Source organism: Flavobacterium bizetiae, assembly GCF_024271895.1.
Lineage (GTDB): Bacteria > Bacteroidota > Bacteroidia > Flavobacteriales > Flavobacteriaceae > Flavobacterium > Flavobacterium bizetiae.
Map to the genome: position 1 here is coordinate 5,018,150 of NZ_CP091861.1, position 22,663 is coordinate 5,040,812.

The window sequence follows — 22,663 nt, forward strand, 5'->3', positions numbered from 1 at the left end:
TATGATTGTTAATGCAAGTGAAACGCCTTCTTCAGTTTAGTAATTCTATGTCTCTATGTGTTAAAAATAATCACATACAACGAGTAAATAAATATTCAAATACAAACAATCAATTAAATTTAAAATGCAGGAAATTAACGCAACAGGAAACGGAATTCAACTTTACAGAAATTCAAAGAAAACAAAAAAACTATTATTCACTTCTTTAGGAGTCTGCATTATTCTGCTTCTTGTTATTCTCTATAGTGCCGGAATATTTGATGGCGAACTCAAAATAAAACCATTGGTGGTTTCAGCCGCAGTATTTCTAATCATGTTTATTCTTTTATTAAAAAGTGTACTCGGCTTAAAAGACAAAAGCCCTTTAATCGAACTCAACAAACAAAACTTTTACGGTAAAACTACGCCTATGTCAAAATCTTTTGGTGTTGTAAACTGGGAAGATGTGGCCAACATTCAATCTGAGAAAACCGGCGGAGATACCTTAGTAGTGGTTACCATAAACAATCCTGAAAAATATGAAGGAAGACTTTCTAAAATGCTTTGGAATATGGCTCACAATAAAGATACGAATCAGTTAACGCTAATGTATTCCGCTTCTGAAATTGATGTTGATTCTAATGCGCTTTTTAATTTGTTTACTAAATCATGGAAAGAAAGTGCTTCTGTAAGCATTTAAAATAGTCTCATAACGAATAATAATCTTGTACTATTTTTTAAATTTGCAAAATTATTATTCGTTTTACCTACAGTAAATAAATTAGCTTTAAAGAATTAGTAATATTCAATTTCATATTCTTTAATGTCTTTTTCATATTCACTATCAAAATTTAACTCTGCAATTTCAGAAATCTTATTGCCAAAATCGTCGTAAAGAATTTCTTTTGTTTCTTCACCATCATTTCTATTCTCAACATAACTAATTAACGTTCCTTTGCTATTATAATTAAATTTCTCAATTACTTTATTGAAACCGCTATCTGTTGATTTTTCTAGAATCACACCTTTTTCATCCAGAACATAGTCGTACAAACAACAAAGCTCATCATCCCAATCTGTTTTCATTTCGAAAGAGTGATATTTAATCAACAAGTTATTTTCATTATAGTAACTATAATCTCCACCTCTAAACACTAATTTATCTTCTAAACTTTCTCTATCATAATAATACCTTTCTTCTGATATCTTATTTCCAAATTGATCGTATTCAAAAACTGTTTCCTCTTCTAAAAAGTTCATAGAGATTTTGATATCTATCTTGTTTCCATCTACATCAAAACCAAAGATTTTCATCATTTCAAAAAACTCCTTATATCCTTCAGATTCTTCTGCACCAATAAATTCATGATGTGGTATTTTAAAATAAATTCTTCTTATAGGTTTTTTAGCATCATTATATCTGGTAACATCAAGTGAGAGCAAAATACCTGAAGAATCAAAAAACTTTCTGTATTCGTAATCTTCAACATAACTGTATTCTATGATTTTTTCTATATTATTTTCTGAATCAAACTTCTTCACAGACAAAAGCCGTTTATCCACTCCATATTGATAATAAAACGTTGCAAAACCCAATTCTTGTTTTTCTATTTCATTATTTTCATTATACCATGTTTCATCCCTCCTATCTAATATTCCTTCGCTATTAAATCGTTCCATCAAACTGTATTGATTTTCATATTTGTAAACTGCCACCGATTCTACTATTCCTTCTTCATATTCTTCATCTCTTACTATTTTACCTTCTTTATTTAAGTATTCCATTCGGTGAACGATAGCATTTTTGATTGTTTTGCGGCTTTTAATTTTTCCGGGCATAATTTTTCAAATATTTTAAAAGTATGAAGATAGAAAATATATAATAAATTCAAAAAACAAAAGAGACGACCAATATAGATCGCCTCTTTATTATTTAAAAATTATATTCTTTTTTCAGTTGTCAGTCATTAAAGCTCTGACTTTAAATTTATTTTCCCTTTCTGAAGTCCTTTTCCGGTTACTTCTAATTGAATTGCTCCAGGATTTTTAACCGCTTTTACCAAAACCACCAGTTTACCGCTGAAAAGCTTCATTTTATTTTCATGGAATATTTCTAATGATGTAGCATCTCCATTACAAGCCGCTCTGTAAGTTGCAGCTCCGATTACTTTAAATTGTAATTCATTGACTGCTGTAGGGCAAGGAATTCCGTTTTTATCGACTAATGAAACTGTTACAAAAGAAATATCTTCTCCATCTGCTTTAATAGTTTGACGATCTGCTTCGAGTACAATTTTATAAGGATCTCCGGCAGTTTTAATTTCGCTTTCTGCTGCTATTTTTCCATTCGAATCAAATGCTACCACTTTTACCGTTCCTGGTTCGTATTTAACATCATTCCACATCAGACGATAGCGGTTTTGCGGAGTTGAATTGTTTTTCTTCTGGATTCCCATACTTTTTCCATTTACAAAAAGCTCAGCGCTGTCGTAATTGGTATAAACAAAAACCGGAGTAACTTCGCCTTCTCTTCCTTTCCAGTTCCAATGTGGTAATATATGAAGCGTTTCATCTTTCGTATTCCATCTACTTCTGTACAAATAAAAACGATCTTTAGGAAGTCCCGCCAAATCTGAAATTCCAAAATAAGAACTTCTCGATGGCCATTTTTCATCATACGGCGTAGGTTCTCCTAAATAATCAAACCCTGTCCAGACAAACTCTCCAATAACCCAAGGTTTGTCATCCTGAAGTACAAAATCTTCATCAGGAACATTCGACCAGCTGCACGCTTCAAGATCATAAGATGAAGATTGAAAATCATCGTATTGTTTATTCTTTGCCTGCACAACAGGAAATTTATAAATTCCTCTTGAACTTACCGTTGAAGCTGTTTCTGATCCTAATATAAATCCTTGGGGAAATGTTTTATACGCTTCTTCGTAAAGATGAACTCTATAATTTAATCCCGGAATATCAAGCAAAGCTCCAAAACCAGATTCCATAGTTGCTTTTACCTGATCCATACCAACGGTTACGGGTCTTGTAGGATCTTCACGGTGAAAAATGTCCTGCAGCCATCTCGCACGTTTTACGCCTTCAGCTCCCCATTGATCGGGAACTTCATTTCCTGAACTCCACATTACAATACAAGGATGATTTCTTGTGGCCCTGACTAAATTTACGATGTCTTTTTCTGCATATTCTTCAAAAAAGCGGTGATATCCGTTTTCTACTTTTGGCTTTGCCCATTCATCAAAACTTTCTGCAAGAAACATAAAGCCCATTTCATCAGCCAATTCGAGTTGCTCAAAAGAAGGCATGTTATGGGAACTTCTAATGGCGTTACAACCCATATCTTTTAGAATCGTAAGTTGTCTTCGAAGCGCCGCTTTGTTTATCGCTGCACCAAGTGGCCCTAAATCATGATGAAGACAAACTCCTTTAAATTTTGTGATTTTACCATTCAGACTAAATCCTTTATTGGCTTCGTATTTAATAAATCGGATACCAAACTTGATCTTTTGTTCGTCTTTTAAAGTTCCGTCGGCAGCGTATAATTTAGTTACTGCTGTGTACAAATAAGGTGTTTCAGGGCTCCACAAATGAGGTTTCGCAACTGAAAGTGTCTGATGGAGTTTTCCATCTTTCGTTTCTGTACCTTTTTGTGTGGCTACTGTAGCATTATTGGCATCTTTTATTTCGGTAACCATTGACAGATTATTGCCATTAACCTCAGCTTTTACATCAACAACAGCATCGTCTCCTTTCATTTCCGGAGTGGTAATAAAAGTACCCCATTGTACAAAATTATCTTCTTCTTTTACTACAATACTAACGTTTCTGTAAAGACCTGCTCCGGGATACCATCTTGAAGAAAATGGTAAATTAGTCAGTTTTACAGCCAATACATTTTTCGAACCTTCTTTAAGATCTTTTGTTATATCAATATAAAAATAGCTATAGCCATAACCCCATTCTCCTATTTTTTTTCCGTTTAAAAAAACCTGAGGTTCGCTCATCGCGCCTTCAAAAATAAGAAGTGCTTTTTTTCCTTTTTTAAATTCCGGAAGAGAAAATGTATTACGATACCAGCCTGTTCCAATATGCGGAAGTGATCCGGTACGACCCGTTTTTTCGGTTGGAATTTTTTCTCCGTTTTGTTCAATGGCCGAAACTTGTTTATCCCATTCTTTATCAAAAGGTCCGTAAATTGCCCAATCATGAGGTACGCTCACTTTTTCCCATTTCGAAGCATCGTAATCCGCAGCAAAAGCATCGCCTTTTACTGCTTTAGAAAAGCGCCAGTTATCTTTTAAAATAACGGTGGTAGATTGCGACATGATTTTTCCAGACGAAAAAATTAGTATAAAAAAGAAGAATATTGATCTAAAAATTAATTTCATTTTCTGTTTTATTTTTCTCACCATTAAGGCATTAAGATCATTTTGCTTTATGAAACTTAATATCTTAATGGTAAAATTTAATTTTTAATTTTTAATTTTTAATTTAAAGAATATTTATTCTTTGAAAGCATCTAATGCCGGCGAAGGTTTTCCATCAGAAAGCCAGGCATTAAGCTGATAACCGCTCCAGCTTTTTTCGCCTTGCGGTTCCCAATAAATAACGCCTAAACCTTTATTGTTGGGTACACTTTTTACGGCTTTTATTGTAGCTTCAAGCATTTCTTTAGTATTTTGTACTTGTTCGAAATCACCACCAACTTCGACCACCATGACTTCTTTATTGTAGCGTGTTGCCATATCTTTTAGATTATTTTCTAAATCTAAAATGGTACTTTGATAATCGGTTTTGATCCAGTACGGATAATACGACAAACCAATTACATCATATTTTACTTTATTTTCTGTGGCTTTATCAAAAAACCATCTGAATTTTTCGCTTTTGTTTCCTTCGTCCAAATGAACAATTACTTTAATTTTTGGGTCGATGGCTTTTGTAGCTTCGTATCCTTTATCAAGTAATTGCGCCAACTGACTGAAATTGTCTGTACTGCCTTCCGGCCAAAGCATACCGCCCGGAATTTCATTTCCAACCTGAACCCATTCCGGAGTTACTCCTGCTTTTTTCAACATTTTCAGAACGTCGTAAGTGTGTTGATACACATCGGTTAACAATTCCGGAAAGGAATGTTTTGCCCATGCAGCAGGTTTATTTTGTTTACCGGGATCTGCCCACGAATCGCTGTAATGAAAATCGATCATGATACGCATTCCCATTTTTTGTGCACGAACTGCCATAACAACGGTTTCCTCAGGACTGCAATGTCCGCTTGCTTTATCATCATTTGGATTTACCCAAACGCGCAAACGAATTGTATTTATTCCGCGGTCTTTTAATAATTGCAGACAGTCTTTTTGAGAACCGTCTGCATCATAAAATTTATAACCTGTAGCTTCCATTTGCGGCAGCCAGCCCACATCTGCTCCGTTCGAAAAGGAGTTTTTTTCGCTAATCATTTTTGGTTTACATGAAGTAAAAGCAACACCAATTAGCATTAAAAAAGAAACAATTTTAAGTGATTTTTTCATATTTTATTCTTTACTGAAAGCTTGCATTACTGATAAGGCATTATTATCAAAACTGTACAAAGCCTGATTTTCGAATGTAGAACCGCTGGTTGATTGTTGTCCTTTAAAAGCTACCCATTCGCCCCCCCAATACGCAAATCCTTGCCCGAATTGAGATGTTTTTACAATGTTTTTAATTTCCATTACAAAAGTTCTTTGTCCGGCTGGAGTTGCAGGATATCCCGGAACCAACTGATCGCTTGTACCTACGATATTATTCGTCTGATCATTGTGCAATAAGGTAAAAGGATATGCCGTTTCTGCAATCAGGACTTTTTTGCCGAATTTTTGTCCTAAAGCGTCAATGGTATTTTTTACAACATTTAAGTCTTTACCATGCCAAACCGGATAATAGGATAATCCGATATAATCGTAATCAATGCTTTTCATTTTAGTGAAAAACCAATCCGTTGCACCACCATCTACACCTGCATAATGAATCATTATTTTTGTGTTAGACGCTTTGCTTCGAACTGCTGCGCTGGCCGCGGTTAATAAAGCGATACATTGTTGTTCGTTACTGATTAGGTTTCCTTGTGGCCATAATAATCCGCTATTGATTTCATTTCCAATCTGGATAATATCCGGATTGATTTCTGTCATTATGGTTGATGTATAATTGGTAACAGCTGTTTTTAAATCAGCAAAATTTAGATTTTTCCATTCTTCAGGAACGGTTTGTTCTCCCGGATCAGCCCAATTGTCTGAATAATGTACGGTAAGCCAAACTCTAAGACCTGCTTGTCTGGCTTTTTGTGCCAGTTGTTTTACTTCGCTTAAACCGGAACGGCCGTTTACAGGATTCTTCCATAAACGAATTCTCACGGTATTACAACCTGCATTTTTAAGTGTGGTAAGCATTGCTTCGGCTTTGCCATTGTTGTAAAATTTAGTTCCTAAAGATTCCATTTGAGGAAGAAAAGAAACATCCGAAGCTCTGATAAAAGTATCTGTTGCATCTGGCGGGTTGACAGCTTCTGTATCTGAAGCATCATTACCTGAACACGAAAACTGAATTGCCGTGATAACAAGTAACCCCAAAATTTTTATATATTTTTTCATGATAGAATTTTGAACTGGTGAAATTTTGAACTTTAAAAACTTAATTTAAAAGAAGCCTCAAAATAATAATCGAGGCTTCTCTTATTTTTTTAATTCAATTATAGAGTTGGAATAAACATATAACGACCGTCTAAGTCATTGAACCAGATTTCATATTTTCCGGCCTCAACAATGATGTCTCCACCATTATCTCCCCAGCTTACATCCCAGGCACCATTAGCTTTAAATTTCATTTTTCCGGCTTTTAGCGTTTGAGTAACCTTCCAGATGTGACCATCAAAAGCTGATTTTACTAAAGGAACTTCTGTATCCCATCCTGCATCGTTTCCTGTTAATACAGATCCTGTTAAACCAATTGTTGCATAGGTTGTCATTGGTCCTGTATAAGGTGTGATTTTGTATGTTAAATCTTCAAGATTAAGTTCAAAACTGTAATAACCTGCCGCTGCCGTTGGGAAAACTCCCGGATCAGTATCACTTTCTGTTGCTCTGTATTGTACTTTAGCACCGTTTGTACCGTATGCCGGAGCCCAGAAACCAATTTGCTCGATTAATTTAAATCCATCTTTATTGAAAAAACCTGTATAATAGTGTTTTGCATTTTCTTTTGGATCTCTGTAAATAGGCATGTTGTTGCTTGTTACGCTCCATCCTGCCGCAGTTCCCGGACCAACTAAAAACAAATCAATTTTAGGGAAAACGCCTCTGTAAGGAGTTAATGCAATTGTGATTGGCGTAGAAAATTTTGGTTCTGAAAGTGTTGTTCCTACGGTAGATTTTATTCTCACATCAATGGTTCCTTCAACATTTGCTGTAAGGCCAAGTTCTAATGCTTTTGCATTTAATTCTGCTACTGTAATAGTAGCGTGTGTATTTGTAGCAGTGTTAATATCTACCGGCGCTGCGAACTCTGTATTACTTGCAGCAAATTGTACTGTATAGGTAATAATGGTTGGGTTTCCGTAATTTACTTTTTCCCAGCTTAATGTCAATGCCGTATTGTTTGGCGTATCCTTATTTAGAATTGTAGAAGAACCACTTTCTGGAGTTATGATCGAAAAGGCAGCTTCCTGCGGCTCTAAAACCATTAAATCCGTTTCGTTTTCACAAGACCAAAATCCTGTAAGTAGTATTATTGCTGTAAATAGTTTATATATATGTTTCATTTTGTGTATCGTTTAAGTTAAAATATTAGTAACCTGTATTTTGAGTTAAATTTCTGTTGGCTCCCAAAGATCCTTCCGGAATAGGAAAAACACTCATGTAAGAAGGAATAGAGATTCCTTTTGAAGAATTTCCTTTCCATGCCCAATTGTACGAGCCTCCGGTATATTTTCCAAAACGAATTAAATCTTGTCTTCTATGCGCTTCCCAGTGTAATTCGCGTGCTCTTTCATCAATTAAAAAATCAAGCGTTAATTCACTTAAAGTAATGTTTCCAACAGTCAAATTATTGTTGGCTCTTTGTCTTAAAGCATTTACATATTCTAATGCCTGAGCTGTAGTTCCGTTTCCGCCTCTTAAAGTCGCTTCTGCATACATCAAATAAACATCGGCCAATCTGAATAAAGGAAAATCAGTATCTGCATAAGTAGAACTTACACCACTCACTCCTGTCGAAGTTTTATTCGAAAATTTAGATAAAATATATCCTTGTGTTTTTACACCAATATCTTCAATATCAATCGATCTTTGTTTTGCAGGATCGCCTGCAACTCCTTTTCCGATGGTATTTCTGGTATCCTGACTGAATTTCGCTCCATCAAATTTCTGAGCAAATTCTTTTCTGATTCTAAGTGCTCCAGTCCAGCCTCCAACTCCAAAATCAGCACCATTATTTTCCCAGGCACCAATTTGTCCGTTGGTTAAAACAGTTGTTGCGCCCCAGTTTTGAGAAACCGCTCCATCAGACTGGATTCCGAAAATGATTTCCTGCGAAGTATTGTTATCTGCCTTAAAATTGTCCAGATATTTTGGTTTCAAAGTATAACCGCTTGCAATAATTTCATTACACATTGTAATACAATCATTAAAACGATCTGCCTGAATGTAAACCTGAGCATTCAAATACATTTTAGCCAAAATCATGCGTGCCATAGATTGATCTAATCTTCCGTATTCATTTGTTCTGGCAGCTTTTAATTCTGGTAAAGCCGCTTTTAATTCTTTTTCGATAAAATCAAACAATTGCTTTCTGTTAAACTCTGGTCCGGTAAAGTTTACAGGATCATTTTCAGTATACATGGGCGCTTTTCCAAATAAATCCATCATGTTATAATACGCATACGCTCTTAAAACACGAACTTCCTGACGGTAAAGTGCTATATCTGCCAAAGTTGTCGCATTTGTAATTCCTCTTGAACTTAATTTTTCTGGTGTACTCTGACGTAAAAACTCATTTGCATACGATACAGAAACCATCGTTCTACTAAACATTCCAAGAATAACAGGATTTGCAGCTGTCCAGATATTGCGTTGTAATTCTGCTGTTCCTCCATCATTTTCATAACTCCAAACCAATTCGTCTGTCGTTAATTCCTGCATGTACAATAAACATCTTGTAAACTGGCTTGTTCCTGCATCTACGCCTTCAAGCGAAGAATTATCAGGACCCAAAACTCCCGTTAAAGTCAGATTTCCGTACACTCCTGCAAATGCTTTTTTGTATCCGTCAGGCGTAGAAAATAATACATCAGAAGAAAGAACGTCATCATCTTTCGATACAACATTTAAATCATCTGTACACGACTGAAAAATTACAGTCAATGCTATTATGGTTGTTACTATATATTTTTTCATGATTGCTGTATTAAAATTTAAGATTAAGACCAAATAATACTGATCGTTGTCTTGGATAAATCGTTTTGTCTACCCCGTTGTTTGTAATTTCAGGATCTAAACCACTGTATTTTGTAATTACAAAAACGTTCTGAACTCCGGTTGACAATCTTAAAGAAGCTTTACTGTTTAACCAGTTAGTCAGCGTATATCCTAAAGTGATGTTATCCATTTTAAGGAAAGAAGCATTCTCGATATAAAGATCTGATAACACTACATTTGAAGTAGTTTGAAAATTAGTCTCTAAAACCTGAGAAGGAATATTACTTAAAACACCTCCGTTTTCCATCGCATCGTATTGCGCTCTGCTCGCATCTACAGCATTAAAAATTCGATTACCAATACTTGCTCTTAAATTGAATGAAAAGTCAAACTTTTTGTAATTCATATTAGAGGCAAATCCTAAAGTAAAATCAGGATCAGGATTATTATAAATGTATTTATCCGAATCGTTTTTGATATTATCTCCGTTTAAATCTGCAAAAGCACCGTCAATTGGTTTTCCTTCGTTGTTGTACAATTGTTTGTATACATAGAAAGAATAAGGCGTATATCCTTCTCTGAAAATTTGTCCCGGAGTTCCTGTTCCTGCAATATTGTCTCCTAAAAAGATATCAGTTCCGTTTACCAGATTTTTGATTCTTCTTTCGAATTTGGCAATATTAAAGTTCATATTCCAGTTAAAATTCTCTGTTTTCACCGCATTAGCATTAATCGTAAACTCAACTCCTTTTGTCGTAAAGCTACCCACGTTTTGATACACACGATTAGAGAAATTACTTCCGTCAGATATTGCTGCGTTTACCAATAAATCTTTAGATTCCTTATAATAAACATCAAGTCCTGCTGATAAACGATTGTTTAAAAATCCAAAGTCAAGTCCTGCATTATAAGAAAAGGTTTCTTCCCATTTTAAGTTGTTTGTTCTTTTTGAAGGAAGTGCCACCGGAACCGGACTTGAACCAAAATAATACTCTGAATTTCCTCCGCCAATTTGGTATTTTTGAAGGTATCCGTTTGGTTCAGGAATGTCCTGTTGTCCTGTAATACCGTAACTTAATCTTAATTTTAAGTCTGATAATACGGTGCTTTCTTTAAAGAAATCTTCTTTAATTTTCCATGCAAATGCAACAGATGGGAAATTTCCCCAACGATTCGCTTCTTCAAATCTCGAAGAACCGTCTCTTCTGTACGATAGCGTTAATAAATATTTGTCTCTGAAGTTTAAATTTGTTCTGGCAAAGAATCCTAATAAAACAACATCTGTATCTAAAGTCGTTTCAGGAAATGTCGATGGTAAATCAGGATTTAAAATATTACCCGTTTCAAATTTTGAACTTTGAAATTTCTGATACGAATAACCCGCTGTAGCTTCAAAATTCAATGATTTAAATGTTTTATTGTATACCAAATAAGTATCTAATAATTTATTTCTTCTGGTTGCTTCGGTATATTCATCTGTACCATACGGAATATTATTGTTTGACGGAGCAGAACCTGCATCAGCACCAACCAATCTTCTTCTTTCTCCGTTTGATTCATCGAAACCAATGTTTACAACAGCTCTTAAAGCAGGTAAAAAATGGAATTTATAGTCAATTTCAAAATTCCCGAAAAACCTGTCATTCTTTCCTCTGTCATTGGTATTCAACAATTGCGAAACCGGGTTTCTTGCCGCCGTAGAAACTAAAGGATAATTGCCGTTTGAATCTTTACCGGTAGTATATTCAAAATATCCTCCGTAAGGCGCACCATCAACTTTTATAGGCTGTGTTGGGTCGAAACCAATAGCAGCTCCTTCCACAGCATCTGTAAATCTGTTTTTTTCGTTGGTATAATTTGCAGAAAGTCTTAATTTTAAATGATTGTCTAAGAAAGTTGGATTCATTACCAAACCAACCGTATTTCTTTTAAACTCATTCGTCAGACGTAAACCTTGCTGATCTGTATTTCCTAAAGTTAAACTTGTTGGAATAATGTTGAATAAACTTCCTCTAACAGCCAAACTCTGATCTACCGTTCCGGTATTTCTGTAAATTGCTCTTTGCCAATCTGTATTTGCAGTTCCTAGTTTATCCAGGTCATCGCTTCTTCTGTCTGCAATAACACTTCTAAATTCATCTGCACTAAAAACATCAACCGTTTTGGTCAAAGTTCCGGCAGCATATTGCACATTATAATCTACAGATAATGTTTTGCTTCCTTTTTTAGTTGTAATGATAATTACACCATTTGAAGCGCGGGAACCATAAATAGCTGAAGCCGATGCATCTTTTAAAACCGTAATCGATTCAACCGTTGCAGGATTTAATGAAGCTAAAAATGAAGACGCTCCTACATTCGTGCTGTTATCCAAAGGCAATCCGTCAATAACAATAAGAGGATCATTACTTGCAAAAAGTGAACTTCCGCCTCGAATTCTAATTTGAGAACTAGATCCCGGAGCACCAGTTGAGTTTACTGTTAAACCTGCTACTCTTCCGTTAAGTAAGTTTTCAGTTGTAATATTATTTCCTTTGTTAAAATCTTTTGTAGTAAGCGCTGTAACAGATCCCGTAGCGTCTTTCTTTTTAACGCTTCCGTAACCTACCTGAACCACTACTTCTTTTAGTAAGTTCGTGTCTTCTTCAAGATATACCGTGATATTTTTCTGTCCGGCAATCGCGATAGTCTGATTGCTATAACCGGTATAAGAAAATGTAATTTTATTATCAGCTTTTACTCCTGATAATTGAAATTTACCGTCAAAATCAGTCGTGGTACTGATATTTGCTCCAGATACTTTTATGTTTACTCCCGGTATGGGCTGCTTGGTAGACTTTTCTAAGACTACGCCGCCAATTGTGTTCTGAGCAAAAACACAAAAAGGAAGTAAGAGTAATAAAAGCAAAAATTTGGTTTTAATTCTTTTCATACTTTTTTAAAATTGGGTTGGTTTAAGTTAGTTTTTGTTAATGATTGTTGGTTACAAATGATTGCAGGGCTATAACTTTAAAAAAGAAACAAAGGGTATTTTCTTTTATATAAGTATTTTTACAGCAATTGTTTCTTAAGATTATAAACCGCTTTTTGAAAATAAAGTTTACTCTCCTTTTGTTAGAATAAGGAAAGATTTCTCCGGGGAAATTTTAATTTGAATGTTGGTCATGTTTAAATTGTTTTTGGTTACGATAATTGGTTAGTTGGTTTTTAGTTGACTTATTTTAAAAAAATAAAGCATCACTACTCAAACGTTGTAGCTTATCAACTGATCCTGCAAATTAAGTACAGAGCGAGATATTAAGACAGGGAAAAATTCATTTATAAAAGGGGACAATTTCGTAAAAGTGTACACACAACACTTTAAAATAACATATTCTCTATTTTTTTACTTTAAAAAAAATGATTATAAGAATAATTTAGTATCAAAATAATACATTTAATAACGTGTGTATTTATGATTTTTAACAATCAATTTTAGAAAACACATTCAACAATAGCCTAAAAAACAAATGTTATTATTACACATTTATAATAAATACGTTAATTTCGCAACCTATACAAATTTTACATATATTCATATAAAAAACTGATTCCGCTTTCAGATCACATTCCTTGTAATTTTCGTATATCAAAGAGCAACAAGCTTTTTAAAAAAAATTCTATGAATAAGATAAAATCCTTTCTTGTTATTAGCCTTCTATATATAAGTGCATTTGCACAGAATTACCCAATAAGACATCTTGATATTGCGTCGGGACTTTCTAATAATTCTGTTGCGACCATATATCAGGATCAGAATGGGTATATGTGGTTTGGTACTTTTGACGGACTCAACCGATATGATGGAAATGATTTTAAAATTTACCGACATATTCATACAGATCCTAATTCTATTCAGGGAAATGCTATAAGCTGTATTGAAGGAGATTATAAAAATAATTTATGGATAGGAACAACAGCAGGTCCGGTTGTTTTTAATGCCGAACGCTCCTCTTTTACTCCATTAAAATATATTGGACTTGATAAAAAAGTTAAGCCTTTAAAAATTACCGCGTATGAGATCATTGCTGTACATGCCGAAAATATAATTCTCGTTGCCACCAAAGAGATGATCGTGGCTTATAAAGAAGGCGAGCAAACTGGAACAGCAATTCCTTTTAATGGAAAATTAAATTATATCGCAAGATCAATATCCTACGATGCAAGGAAAAAAATATTTTATGTTTTCGTGACTGGTTCTGGTCTTTGTAAATACGATCTTAAATCAAAAAAACTAACGCTACTTAATAATACACTTACTGGCTCAAATTGTATAAAGCTGACAGATGAGGGTTTATGGGTTGGCTCTGATGAAGGGGCTTATTTATACGATGCAAAAGGGAATACTTATTCCAAAAATTACTTTCAGGAAAAAACCGTAGTTCGCGATTTTTATCAGCAAGACAACAGACTCTGGATTGCTACTGACGGCGCGGGTCTTTTTACCATTACAAAAAACCAGTCTAATCCTGTTTTATATAAAGCCAGCGGTCCTGTTTCGTTATTGAACAGTAAATCTCTTTATGATATATTCGAAAGTAAAAACGGAGAAATGTGGTTCGGAACGCTGCGTGGCGGTGTGAGTATGATGGGAAAAAAACCGCTTTATTTTAATCATTTTAAAAGCAAAGATCCGCTGACCAATAAAGAAGATGAAGATCCTGCCGCAAATTTCCTGCTTTCTTTCTGCGAAGACGAAAAGAAAAATATCTGGATTGGTACCGATGGTGCCGGAATGCGATATTGGAACCGGAAACAAAATACGTACGATGTTTACTCTACAACATCGTCAGGCGGAAGAAAACTGCAAAGTAATTTCGTTACTAGTATTGTCAAAGATGCTGATAATGCCATTTGGGTTGCCATGTGGAAAGGCGGAGTTTGTCGTATTGATCCAAACTCAAAAGCAATTCAGAATTTTTCGATTTATAATCAATTTACTAAAAAGGCAGAACAGGAATCCTGGCTCCTATTTTTAGACTCAAAAAATACGCTGTGGCTCGCCATAACAAACTCAGGCGCTTTATATCAATTTGATAGAAAACAAAATAAATTCATTTGCTACAGTAATACTTTACGCGATGTTACTTGTCTTTATGAAACCAAAGACGGGAAAATCTGGGGTGGAACATTCAATTCTTTTTTTGAAATAGAACCTAAAACGAAAAAAGTAAAAACTTATCATTCTGAATACACAATAAGATGTATAACCGAAGATCAGGATAAAAATCTTTGGATTGGTACTGTAGAAGGCGGCCTGCTTTTATTTAACAGAAAAACAAAAACTTACACAAAATACACCACTCAAAACGGACTTCCGAGTAATACCATACTTCGACTTTTAGAAGATAAAAAAGGGAATCTGTGGATGAGTACGTATCACGGAATCTCCAGATTGAATCCTAAGAATCATACTTTTAGAAACTTTGGCGTCGCTGATGGATTGCAGGGCAATCAGTTTAGCTGGAATGCGGGTACGAAACTTTCGACAGGAGAAATTATTTTTGGAGGTATAAACGGTTTTAATGTTTTTGATCCTGAGAATATAAAAGACAAGAAAAATACGGGTAAATTTTTATTGAATGATTTACTGGTAAATAATCAGCCTCTAAAATTAGACAGTCCGTATGTAACCGGGAAAAAACTTGAAATGATAAGCGATGTCGAGCTTCCTTACGAAAAATCGGCATTAAGTTTTGATTTTGTCTATCTTGATTACGTTAATTCTGAAAAAATAAATACCGCTTACTTTCTCGACGGTTGGGACAAAGACTGGAATTATACCTCAAAGGATAATAGAGCAAATTATTCGAGATTGACCGAAGGTACTTATACTTTTAAAGTAAAAACAACCGATATTTTTGGAAATTGGACGAATGAAGTAACGCTGGCAACGGTAAAAATCCTTCCGCCCTGGTACAGAACATGGTGGGCTTATACTTTTTATCTGATCGCTGCAATCGCTGCTATATATGCGTATGTAGGTTATCATAAAAACAAGGAAAGGCTTCGCTACGAAATAAAACTTGCCCGAATGGAGCATAAAAAGGATAAGGAACATGCCGAAAAACAGTTTTCGATGTTTACGTATATCGCGCATGAATTGCGAACTCCTCTATCTTTAATTATTAATCCGCTTAAAAGTGTAATTGAAAGAAAAAATCGTTCTGAAGACGATCTTGACCTTAATCTTGCCTATAAAAATGCAAAACGATTATTGAGTCTTACGGATCAGTTATTATTGTTTAGAAAAGCCGAAACAGATCTTGATGAACTCAAGATTTCGAAGATTAATTTAAACTCGCTTTGTCGTGAAATCTACGAAAGCTTTACCCAAATGGCGTCTGTAAAAAGTCTAAATTATCAATTGATTGAAGAAAACACAGCAACTGAAATCTATGGCGATTATGAAAAATTAGAGATTACGCTGTTCAATTTAATCTCAAATGCTTTCAAATTTACTCCTAACAATGGATCGATAACTATTGAGATAATGGAGAATATTGATGATGTTTCGATCGTTATATCGGATACCGGAACCGGAATCAATGAAAATGAAATAGACACTATTTTCGAAAAATTCAAGCAAAGTCAGTCTAAAGCCAGCAATGGTTTTGGAATAGGCCTTTATGTTGCTAAATATTTCGTGAACAAACATCATGGCGAAATACAATGCAAAAGCAAAGTTGGAGAAGGTACTTCGTTTATTATTACACTTCCAAAAGGAAATAGTCATTTTGCAGAAATGAACATCAACGAGGATCATTCTCATATGTCTCCGCTTGTTGGCGAGCTACTTGAAGGAATGCCGGCGGATCATCAAAATTCATATGAAAAAGAAATTCAATCATCTCAACCGGAAAATCTACAGGAAGAACTAATCAGTACCAAAAAAGTATTGCTAATTGTAGAAGATAATCCTGAAATGAACCATTATCTCGTACAGCTTTTTACCAAAAACTATATTGTTTATTCGGCAGCAAATGGTCTTGAAGGATTGAAACTTGTAGAAAAACACATGCCGGATATTGTACTGAGCGATATTTCTATGGAAGGTATGAACGGTTTGGATTTATGCAAAAAAATCAAACAAAATGATGATTTAAGCCATATTCCGGTGATACTTCTTACCGCTACAACCAGCAACGACATTCATTTGCAAAGTATCACAGAAGGCGCTGATGATTATGTTACCAAACCTTTTGACAGTGATATACTTCTGGCACGAGTAGATTCGGTTCTTCGAAACAGAGGACAATTGCGTAAGTATTTCTTAGACAGTATTACGCTTCGTGAAAATGTAAATAAAGTGCCTACTGAATACAAAGAATTCCTTGACAAATGCATTGAAATTGTAGAAGCCAATCTTGAAAACAACGACTTTAACTTAAAGACTTTTTCGGCTGCAATGGGAATGAGTCATTCAAGTCTTTACAAAAAGATTAAAGCAATTTCAGGACAAACGGTAAATGTTTTTATACGATCTATCAGAATCCGAAGAGCCGCAGTAATCATGCTTACCGAAAATATAAATATCGCACAGGTTGGTCCACAAGTTGGCATAGAAGATCAGCGTTATTTCCGTCAACAATTCGTGAAACTGTTTGGGATGAAACCTTCAGAATACATCAAAAAATATAGAAATTCGTTTAATAAGGAATTGAATATTATTCAGAAAAAGGATAATTCATAAGTAGCATCTTTCCATATAAACAGATAGTCTGGCTTACTGGAAAACTCTCGATTGAAAATATACCTAAAAGCATATTTTACAATCGATATTTATTTTTTTTGGAAGTAAAGATAATCTGTACTGCTACTTACATCACGCAATCGAACTTGAGAATTATTAAATTCAAATAATTTCCAGTTGCGATTCAATTTATTTAGCGGTTCTACAGCAAACTCTATTTTTAGTTCTCTGGCGCCATAAACTACAGTACTCCCCCACTGACCCGTTTGCGAAGTCGCTCCCTTAGTGGCCACTACAGTGTTATCATTTTTAAATACAAATGAATAACCATTATATGAAGCTGTTTTTTCTGAATCATCAAAAAAATAAGGTATCTCCCAGGAACCATTTGTTATCGCTTGTGCAAAATCAACTGTCGCGATATTATTTTCAGGACAGTAGTCGATAGCGTATTTGATGGCGTTTTCAAACTCCAAATTATTGTTAATCGACTTGGTCTGATTATTATAATCTACTATCGAAATAGGATATCTTAAAGAAATATACTCGCTTGGGTTTAAATTTTTTATAAAATTAAAAAATGCCTGATCACTTACTATCGATTGAGAACCTGCCATTTGATTGGCACTGTTATAACTGTTAATCGTTATGGGATAATTGATATTTAAGCCATTTATTTTGGATAAAAGATCAGGATAAAGATTCCAAAAAGCAATTAAAGAATTAAAATCTGCCTCATCAGGAATCAATTTTTCGATGTAATTATAATACACCATGGTTACCGGAAAATCTATATGTACAATATCGTCATCATAAGTGTTGGCATTAATATTATCCAATACTTTTTGATAATCGGCAATGGTACTAACCGCAATTTTTTGACTGTTTACCGTAACGGTGTAAGGAAGTTTTATGGTGCAATAACTAGATCCGTCTATGACATTATCCTGTACAGTCTGAACCATTGCAACCCTTTGCATATATGTAGTAAGAGGCGAAGCATTAGTAATTGTTGCTTGCGTATTATTACTTTGCTCATCCATTTCACTTTGACAAGACAGTAATAACAAGGCAACCGCCAGTGATAAATATTTTTGCGAAGGGAACATATTTATATTTTTACAAATGTAATAAAATTTAAAGAAACTGATTTTCAATAAATTCGATATCAAAGGTTTTCAGTTTACTATAACATACTAAATTAACAAAAGCTAATAGCATTTATACATCTATAAAACAATCAGCTTTGCTTTTACCCTACTTAAATTAAAAACAAATACTTTTGCATCGTACAAATCGAAATCCAAATGCCACCTAAAAATCAATCCAATACCTGCGATGAAATACTATTTTCATCTTTCTTTAAAAGTCATGTCAAAGCACTTCGGAATTTTCTTTTTTACAAATTTGGCAATATCGACCAGGCAGAAGATGTAACGCAGGAAGCCTTTGTAAAACTTTGGCAAAACTGTGCGGCGGTATCCCTCGAAAAAGCAAAATCCTATATTTATACTGTCGCCAACAACAGCAGTCTCAACGAAATTGCACATCAGAAAGTAGTTTTGAGATACGAAAAAAATTTTACCGGTTTAGACAAAACAAACGAAAGTCCGGAATATCTTCTGGAAGAAAAACAGTTTCAGGCGAAACTTTTGAAAGCCATTGAAAACCTAAACGAAAAACAGCGTGTTGCTTTTTTGATGCACAGAATTGATGGAAAAAAATACAGCGAAATTGCGTTGGATTTAAATATTAGCGTAAAAGCAGTTGAAAAACGCATTCATCTTGCTTTGTTAAGCTTACGTAAAGAAATTGACTTATAAAAGTAGGGTAAATTAAATTCTAATTGTTTTAATTATATAGTAGAGTAAAATGAAAGAAAATCGATTATTAGCAAAATGGCTCAACGATGATTTATCTCCGGATGAATTAGCTGAATTTGAGGCAAGTCCCGATTTTGAAAAATACCAAAAAATAAAAAATTACACCAGTCATTTACAAGTAGATGATTTGGATGAAAACGCTATGCTATCTAACATTTTGAGTCAGAAAAAAGCAACGCCAAAAGTAGTTCCTTTATACAAAAAATGGATGTTTCAAGCTGCTGCAATTTTTGTGTTGGTTATTGGAATAACCCTTGTCATGAAATTTTTTGTACCTCAAACACAAACAGCAGATTTTGGAGAAAAAACCACTTTTTCGTTACCGGATCATTCTGAAGTAGTATTGAACTCAGGCTCTGAAATCAATTATAAAAAATGGAACTGGGACAACAACAGGCATCTTGAACTAAAAGGTGAAGCCTATTTTAGAGTTGCAAAAGGACGTAGATTTGAAGTGCAGACTAATCTGGGAAAAGTAACCGTTTTAGGAACTCAGTTTAATGTTAAAGCCAGAAAAAACAGGTTTGATGTAGTGTGTTACGAAGGCCGTGTAAAAGTAAATTATGCCAATACTCAAATTCTGTTAACTCACGGTCAAAGCGTTCGTTTTGAAAATGGAAAACAAGTTAAAATGAATGTAAATTCATTGAAACCGGAATGGATCGACGATCAAATATGTTTTACTAAAGAAAATATCAGAACACTGTTAGACGAAGTAGAAAGACAATATAATGTAAAGATCGAATTGAATTCTAAAGATACGATTTCGCTCTTTACAGGAAAATTACCCGCTAAAGATTTAGATACTGCTTTGCAAATTATTAGTACAACTTATCATTTAGAGGCTAAAAAAGTCTCAGAAAATAAAATAATTTTTGACGAAAAATAAATGCTGCTCCCCAAATCATTTCATTTTTTGTTTTTCACATTTTTCTTTGTCCTGAATCTTTTTGCTCAGGACAAAGGAAAAACCATGCCTTTAAAGAAAATCATAAATGATATCGAGCAGCAGCATCAGGTTAGTTTTAATTATACCGAGGACAATATTCTTGGACTGAAATTAAATCCTCCCGAAAAATCACTTTCGTTAGACCAAAAATTACAATATCTCGCAAAGAAAACGAATTTGTCTTTTGAAAATATTGACAACAAATTCATTAATATTTATAAAAAGGAAAATCCAGTTGTAAAAATTTGTGGATACGTTTTTTCCGGTACAGATAAAAAACCAATTGAAAATGCCAATATTACATTAAGCAATCAAACTCATGTTACAACGGATTCAGAAGGTTATTTTGAATTTGAAAAAGAAAATGTAACCACTTTTCTAATTAGCCATATTGGTTTTATCACAAAAAAAGGTGCAGCCGGCAATTCAAATTCAGGAAACTGCCTCAAGTTTATATTAGAACCCGAAATTACACAACTTCAGGAAATCAAAGCCAATGCTATTTTGGCTTCCGGAATCTCCAAAAACACCGACGGATCTCTTGAAATTAAACCTAAAAAATTTGGTATCCTCCCAGGACTTATCGAACCTGATGCTTTACAAACTATGCAACAGATACCGGGCGTAAATAGTCTTGATGAAAGCGTTTCAAGCATCAACGTTCGCGGTGGTACGCACGATCAGAATTTATTTTTATGGAATGGAATACGAATGTTTCAAACAGGACATTTTTTTGGTTTAATATCAGTCTTTAATCCAAATTTAGCGCATACCATTTCTATTTATAAAAACGGAAGTTCAGCATTTTATGGAGAAAGTGTATCAAGCGTAGTCGCGATTTCTTCTACACCGGAAACCTTAGAAAAAAACTCTTTTAGTGCAGGAATCAATATGATTAATGCTGATGTGTACGGAAAATATAATCTTTCGAAGAAAAGTTATATCGAAATTTCAGCACGAAAATCTATTACTGATTTTTTAGAAACGCCAACCTACAAAGAATATTTCGACAAAGTGTTTCAAAATACCACTATCACTGATTTTTCGCAAACCCAAAATGTAGATTATCGAAGTGATAAAAAATTTGATTTTTATGATGCTACCCTAAAATATGCTCAAAAAATAGGCAATAAAGATCAAATCGTACTTGATTTAATAACCATAAAAGACAATCTTGAAGTTTTTCAAAGTGCGACTGCATACGGTATAATGAGAACCGAAAATAATGTTTTACGCCAACAAAATTATGGCGGAAATTTGTCATGGAAGAGAAACTGGAATTCTTTTAATACCACTAAAGTTAATATTTACAACTCGTCTTATGAATTGCTGGCCGATCAAAAAAACACTTATGAAAACCAATTGGTCATTCAGGAAAATACGGTAAATAATAATGGTTTTAATTTAGAGAACAATCATATTATTAATTCTAAATTTAGTTTTAATGATGGTTATCAGTACAATGAAATGGGAATTACGAATTTAGAAAGAGTACAAAATCCCGATTTTTACCGTAAAGTCAAAGATGTACTAAGAACCCATGCATTAATTCTGGAAGGAAAATATAATGACACCATTTCAAGAGTCTATTTTAAGGCCGGAACTCGAATAAATTATATAGAAAAATTTGAAAAATTCATCGTTGAACCCCGCATTCAATTCAATTACGGCATCAGCAAAAGCTTAAGTTTAGAATTGCTGGGCGAACTAAAAAGTCAAAATTCACAACAAATTATTGATTTGCAAAAGGATTATTTTGGCATCGAAAAAAGGCGCTGGATTATCTCAAATAATACTACCATTCCTATTCAGAGAAGTAAACAATTATCCTTAAACTTATTCTACAAAAAGAATGACTGGCTACTTGATATTGAACATTTTTATAAAAAAGTAGCCGGAATAACTACTTCAAGTCAGGGTTTTCAAAATCAGTTAGAATTTGTGAAAACAACGGGCGATTATGAAATTTGGGGTGCAGAAATGTTGGTTCAGAAAAAAATGAATCACTTTCTGACCTGGTTAAGTTATACTTACAATCATAATAATTATCATTTTCCTCGTTACGAATTTCCGGTTTTCCCCAACAACTTTGAATTAATGCACAGTGTATCATGGGCAGGAATTTATGAGAAAAACAATTTTAAAATCGCTTTGGGAACAAAATGGACTTCTGGCCGCCCAAAAACTTCTCCTGATATCTCTCAAATTGATCTTGCAAATCCTGTACTGGTTTACAATAAACCCAATAGTACCAATTTGCATATCTTTTCGCAGGTTAATATTTCGTCTACTTATAAATGGGAAACTGAAAAGGGAATTCAATACAAATTAGGAATCTCCATCTTAAATATCCTAAACAGGAAAAATGAAATCAGCGAATATTACAGAGTAAGTACTATAACGAATTCTATAGAAGAAGTTGAAACATTTGCTTTGCAAAGAACTCCAAACATGAGCTTTAGAGTTTCATTCTAAGGCTATTTCATAAGGATAATCTAAATCCTTAATCCCTTATTTTTCTTTCTTTAATAAAAATATCAATTCTTTGGTAGGGTAATCTACATCAAGGCTGTTTTACTATTGAACCTTATCAAAACAGAAAGATGCCTTCATTACAATACTTGATAATCTACCATCACGGTAACTT

The 22,663-nt window shown here is 34.1% G+C and carries 13 protein-coding genes; 5 read left to right on the plus strand and 8 right to left on the minus strand.

Going from position 1 to position 22,663, the window contains the following annotated elements; translation table 11 throughout:
- Window positions 1–124 precede the first annotated feature (124 nt).
- Complete coding sequence (locus L0669_RS20620) at window positions 125–679, plus strand: STM3941 family protein (RefSeq protein ID WP_263759760.1); 555 nt, start codon at window positions 125–127, stop codon at window positions 677–679.
- A gap of 95 nt (window positions 680–774) precedes the next feature.
- On the opposite strand, the gene L0669_RS20625 is transcribed toward L0669_RS20620, so the two are convergent.
- The 7 genes from L0669_RS20625 to L0669_RS20655 all read right to left on the minus strand — a co-directional run bounded on the left by L0669_RS20625 (window position 775) and on the right by L0669_RS20655 (window position 12,384).
- On the minus strand, window positions 775–1,818 hold the full coding sequence (locus tag L0669_RS20625; protein WP_263759761.1) for a hypothetical protein: 1,044 nt from the start codon (window positions 1,816–1,818) through the stop codon (window positions 775–777).
- A 128-nt stretch (window positions 1,819–1,946) separates the two neighbouring features.
- The gene (locus L0669_RS20630) at window positions 1,947–4,385 is read right to left on the minus strand and encodes a DUF4982 domain-containing protein (protein ID WP_263759762.1); all 2,439 of its coding nucleotides are present in this window, start codon (window positions 4,383–4,385) and stop codon (window positions 1,947–1,949) included.
- Window positions 4,386–4,499: 114 nt separating this feature from the next.
- Window positions 4,500–5,531: a glycoside hydrolase family 53 protein gene (locus tag L0669_RS20635; protein ID WP_263759763.1), complete on the minus strand. Its 1,032-nt coding sequence runs from the start codon at window positions 5,529–5,531 to the stop codon at window positions 4,500–4,502.
- Between the two features lie 3 nt (window positions 5,532–5,534).
- Window positions 5,535–6,632: a glycoside hydrolase family 53 protein gene (locus L0669_RS20640; RefSeq protein ID WP_263759764.1), complete on the minus strand. Its 1,098-nt coding sequence runs from the start codon at window positions 6,630–6,632 to the stop codon at window positions 5,535–5,537.
- Window positions 6,633–6,730: 98 nt separating this feature from the next.
- Window positions 6,731–7,798, minus strand: coding sequence for a SusE domain-containing protein (locus L0669_RS20645; RefSeq protein WP_263759765.1), 1,068 nt, complete (start codon window positions 7,796–7,798; stop codon window positions 6,731–6,733).
- A gap of 25 nt (window positions 7,799–7,823) precedes the next feature.
- A complete protein-coding gene (locus tag L0669_RS20650; RefSeq protein WP_263759766.1) occupies window positions 7,824–9,431 on the minus strand; it encodes a RagB/SusD family nutrient uptake outer membrane protein in 1,608 nt (535 codons plus the stop codon).
- Between the two features lie 10 nt (window positions 9,432–9,441).
- Window positions 9,442–12,384 carry a SusC/RagA family TonB-linked outer membrane protein gene (locus tag L0669_RS20655; RefSeq protein ID WP_263759767.1) on the minus strand — a complete coding sequence of 981 codons (2,943 nt, stop codon included), beginning with the start codon at window positions 12,382–12,384 and terminating at the stop codon, window positions 9,442–9,444.
- A gap of 729 nt (window positions 12,385–13,113) precedes the next feature.
- Here L0669_RS20655 and L0669_RS20660 point away from each other — a divergent pair.
- Complete coding sequence (locus L0669_RS20660; protein WP_263759768.1) at window positions 13,114–17,184, plus strand: hybrid sensor histidine kinase/response regulator transcription factor; 4,071 nt, start codon at window positions 13,114–13,116, stop codon at window positions 17,182–17,184.
- Window positions 17,185–17,273: 89 nt separating this feature from the next.
- Here L0669_RS20660 and L0669_RS20665 read toward each other — a convergent pair whose 3' ends face one another.
- A complete protein-coding gene (locus L0669_RS20665; RefSeq protein WP_263759769.1) occupies window positions 17,274–18,293 on the minus strand; it encodes a hypothetical protein in 1,020 nt (339 codons plus the stop codon).
- 198 nt (window positions 18,294–18,491) lie between these two features.
- Here L0669_RS20665 and L0669_RS20670 point away from each other — a divergent pair, with 198 nt between their 5' ends.
- The 3 genes from L0669_RS20670 to L0669_RS20680 are packed head-to-tail and all read left to right on the plus strand — an operon-like array spanning window position 18,492 to window position 22,491.
- Window positions 18,492–19,007: an RNA polymerase sigma factor gene (locus L0669_RS20670; RefSeq protein WP_263759770.1), complete on the plus strand. Its 516-nt coding sequence runs from the start codon at window positions 18,492–18,494 to the stop codon at window positions 19,005–19,007.
- A 49-nt stretch (window positions 19,008–19,056) separates the two neighbouring features.
- Window positions 19,057–19,956, plus strand: a complete 900-nt coding sequence (locus L0669_RS20675) for a FecR family protein (protein ID WP_263759771.1) — start codon at window positions 19,057–19,059, stop codon at window positions 19,954–19,956.
- 27 nt (window positions 19,957–19,983) lie between these two features.
- Complete coding sequence (locus L0669_RS20680; protein ID WP_263759772.1) at window positions 19,984–22,491, plus strand: carboxypeptidase-like regulatory domain-containing protein; 2,508 nt, start codon at window positions 19,984–19,986, stop codon at window positions 22,489–22,491.
- The last annotated feature ends 172 nt before the right edge of the window (window positions 22,492–22,663 follow it).